This window comes from Syntrophomonas sp. UBA5494 (assembly GCF_002426325.1).
This window is the reverse complement of sequence record NZ_DIPG01000118.1, coordinates 4,745-8,108: the sequence shown is the minus strand read 5'-3', so window position 1 is coordinate 8,108 and position 3,364 is coordinate 4,745. Positions and strand designations below refer to the sequence as shown.

Annotated in this window: 3 protein-coding genes and 5 tRNA genes; 6 read left to right on the top strand and 2 right to left on the bottom strand. The window is 51.2% G+C overall.

Annotation, left to right across the window (positions count from 1 at the left end; all coding sequences use genetic code 11):
- Window positions 1-657, top strand: a 657-nt coding sequence (locus B3W37_RS13055) for a tyrosine-type recombinase/integrase (protein ID WP_483176091.1), incomplete at its 5' end; no start/stop codon positions are given.
- 41 nt (window positions 658-698) lie between these two features.
- On the opposite strand, the gene B3W37_RS13050 is transcribed toward B3W37_RS13055, so the two are convergent.
- Window positions 699-2,282, bottom strand: a complete 1,584-nt coding sequence (locus tag B3W37_RS13050; protein ID WP_483169115.1) for a PAS domain S-box protein — start codon at window positions 2,280-2,282, stop codon at window positions 699-701.
- Window positions 2,283-2,556: 274 nt separating this feature from the next.
- Between B3W37_RS13050 and B3W37_RS13045 the strand changes: the two genes are divergently transcribed.
- From B3W37_RS13045 to B3W37_RS13025, 5 genes are all read left to right on the top strand, one after another.
- Window positions 2,557-2,630, top strand: a tRNA-Gly gene (locus tag B3W37_RS13045).
- Between the two features lie 7 nt (window positions 2,631-2,637).
- Window positions 2,638-2,714 (top strand) — tRNA-Arg (locus tag B3W37_RS13040).
- 22 nt (window positions 2,715-2,736) lie between these two features.
- Window positions 2,737-2,813, top strand: a tRNA-His gene (locus tag B3W37_RS13035).
- A gap of 47 nt (window positions 2,814-2,860) precedes the next feature.
- Window positions 2,861-2,935, top strand: a tRNA-Gln gene (locus tag B3W37_RS13030).
- Between the two features lie 8 nt (window positions 2,936-2,943).
- Window positions 2,944-3,019 (top strand) — tRNA-Lys (locus B3W37_RS13025).
- A 127-nt stretch (window positions 3,020-3,146) separates the two neighbouring features.
- On the opposite strand, the gene B3W37_RS13020 is transcribed toward B3W37_RS13025, so the two are convergent.
- Window positions 3,147-3,364: hypothetical protein (locus B3W37_RS13020; RefSeq protein WP_483176090.1), on the bottom strand; the 218-nt coding region annotated here is incomplete at its 5' end.

Sequence of the window (3,364 nt, the reverse complement as noted above, 5' to 3'; positions counted from 1 at the left end):
AGAAAACGCAGTTTGTGCAAACGGCTGGCGCCCGGGCAAGTGGAGGCTTATAAACTCTACCTCTTGAGCCGGCGGGGGCTGCGGCCCTCCACTGTGAACCGGCGCCTTTCGGCATTATCAGCCTTTGCCAGGTTTCTCATGGAGAAGAGGAGGCTGTCCTCTAATCCCCTCGAACTGGTCCCCCGCGCCGGACGTAAAACGCCCTCAACCGATGAAATACGAACTTCCTGGGAGGGTGTTCAGCGGCTCCGCGCCGAGGCACATAAAGATGTATTGAATATTCGGGATCGTGCGGTGGTGGAATTGCTTTATGCGGGATTGACGGTCAGAGAGATGTGCGGCCTGAAATATGAGCAGGGCTGGAGCCCGGACAACAACACCATTAAAGCGGGAGAGCGTCCGGTTTCCCTGCATGCCGGGGCAATCACAGCCCTTAAGCATTACATGATTTTAAGGCCGATTTTGCGGGGCGGCTACCTCCTGGTCGGCGCCGGGCCGGGATGTTCGCTGAAGCCGGGCAGTGTTTACGGTATTATACGCCGTTTGGCCCGGATATGCGGTATTAAGACAGGAGTCAGGGATTTGCGGCTGGCCGGTTATGCAGCTGAGGTCTATGGATTCAGCCCCGCCGGCATTTCGGCGGCCGTGGCGGCATAGAGCTGAATTGGCAAATCGGGCCGAGCTGAAAAGGGCTCCGCTCAGGACATTTGCGGCTGAAGCTGCGCATTAAAACAGACCCGGAAACAGGTTCCACGGGACCCTGACTCGACCTCTATGCAGGCCTGGTGGCGCTTGGCAATGCTGTGGCATACAGATAAACCCAATCCGGTGCCATTTTCTTTGGTGGTAAAAAAGGGGACCCCGATTTGGTCCAGGATCTCGCGGGGTATCCCGGCGCCCCGGTCAATAACCTCCAGAACCGCCCGGTCGCCTTCAGTCACGGTGCGTATGGTCAGGGTGCCGCCGCTTAACATGCTCTCCAGGCCATTACGCGCCAGGTTTAAGACCAGCTGGCGGATTTCCTTTTCGTCCAGCATCAGCACGGGGATTTTCCCTAATTCCAGCTGCAGGTCTTTGTCCTGTGAGCGGGCATCGGCATTCAACAACGGATAGATACTGTTAAGGATGCGATTGAGACTGACAGGCTGCAGGTCGGCTTTTTTGTCCCGGGCCATGAGCAAATACTCGGTAATGATCAAATTGACCCGGTCGATCTCCTCGATCATGAGGTCGAAATAGTCCCGTTCCGCCGTATAGAGCTGGTTCTCGCTCATAATCTGTAAAAATCCGCGGATGCTGGTTAGGGGATTGCGCACCTCATGGCCGATGCTGGCAGCGATCTCCCCCACCAGGTTTAGCCGGTTGAGACGGAGCAGTTCCTGCTGCATCTGCCTGCGTTCGGTAATATCTGCAATCGAGGCTACCCGATGTCTATTGCCAGGGATCAGCGCTATGGTCACCAGAACGTCTTTTACCAGTCCGTGCTGGTCTCTCACTTTGCTTTCAAACCGGATCGGCCCCGGCTCCAGATTTAGCGACAGCCGTTGTTCACAGTGCTTGATATGATCCCAATCATCACTGCAGAAGAATTCTGTCCACAACCGGACCCCTTCTATCTCAGCTTTACTGCAGCCACACAATTTCTCAAACTCCGAGTTAGCCAGGTTGATCAGGCCGTCTTCTCCATAAATGATCATGGCCGTGCCGGTATTCTCAAAAATGGTGCGGTAATAGGCCTCGGATTCCCGAACCGCTTCCTGCATCTGCCATTGGGCGCCGGCATTTCTGCCTACCAGCTGCAGCTCGACCAGTACCCCCGAGTTGTTGTACAAAGGCTGCACCGACCATGGCATCCAGGTCAACTCTCCTTGCATATCTACAAACCGCCAGGTGTAAGTTCCGGTAGTGTTGCCCCCCCGGCATGACTGCAAGGTATCTTTTATCCCCTGACGGTCTATTTCCGCAGCGATAGCCAGAAAGCTGCGCCCTATATAGTCGCTGCTGATTCCCCCGAAATGGCGGCAGAAGGGCTCATTGGCGAAAATGATCGTGGCATCTGGTTTCACTCTGCACACCAGATGCTCCTGATTGGAAACCACATGGTTATAGCGGGCTTCGCTTAATGCCCAACGCTCCTGAGGTTCCATATTATCGTAGATATCCATATCGATTGTTGCCGATGATTCAGGGGAATCAATCAGCATAATATGGTCGTCCGGATTGCCGTCCATACTGCGAACACGATGCGACTCGGTCCAGCCTCTGCCTTTTGCTTTTATCATAGCATCCCCGTCTCGATTGAATATTTGCCTATTTTTGGTACTTTGATATTGATTGCACTAACCCCTTTAGAAATTTTGACATACTTTGTCGCTTTTATACCATAAATTCACCTTTATTATGACAAAATTGTTATTTATTTATAAGTATAAGCCGCGTCATTCGGGCATATAATATGAGTTAGGCTACTTTGGGCTGAGCGGCAACAAGTGATTTGAAACAATTGAAAGTATTTCTTGTATTGGGCCATTAAAAAAGGTATAATACACTTTGCGGGCGGGTGTAGCTCAGTGGTAGAGCCCCAGCCTTCCAAGCTGGTTGCGAGGGTTCGATTCCCTCTACCCGCTCCATTTTTATGTCCCTGTAGCTCAGCTGGACAGAGCAACGGCCTTCTAAGCCGTGGGTCGGGGGTTCGAATCCCTCCGGGGACGCCACTTTCGAACTGACATGTTTGTGGTGGGTGTAGCTCAGTTGGTTAGAGTACCAGATTGTGGCTCTGGGGGTCGTGGGTTCGAATCCCATCACCCACCCCAATTTAACCTTGACACTACGAACTTTCAGCTAGTATACTCTAGACTGTTGGGGTGTAGCCAAGCGGTAAGGCAACGGACTTTGACTCCGTCATTCGTTGGTTCGAATCCATCCACCCCAGCCATATATTACGGGCCATTAGCTCAGCAGGTAGAGCACCTGACTTTTAATCAGGGTGTCGGAGGTTCGAATCCTCCATGGCTCACCATTAGAAAACAAGCAGCCTCCGAACTTCGGAGGCTTTTTTGTGACCTTTTCGTTCTTAGAAAATGGACGGGGCGGGTTCAGAACTGGGACAGTAGGGAGTTGTAGTTTCCTTTTGCTTTATATGCCACTTATTTTGATCTAATCCATTCGATGAGCAGAGAAACTAAAAAGGACACAATATAACCTGCAACAAAATACAAACCCGCCTGTACGGGTATAGATGGATATGTTTCATTATATAGGTTTGGAAACATAATCCGTGGAATAATTATACCTCCTAAAGTTATTCCTATACTTGGTCCGATAGCAAATTTTAATGCTCGTCTAAACATTTTTATCACCTTTT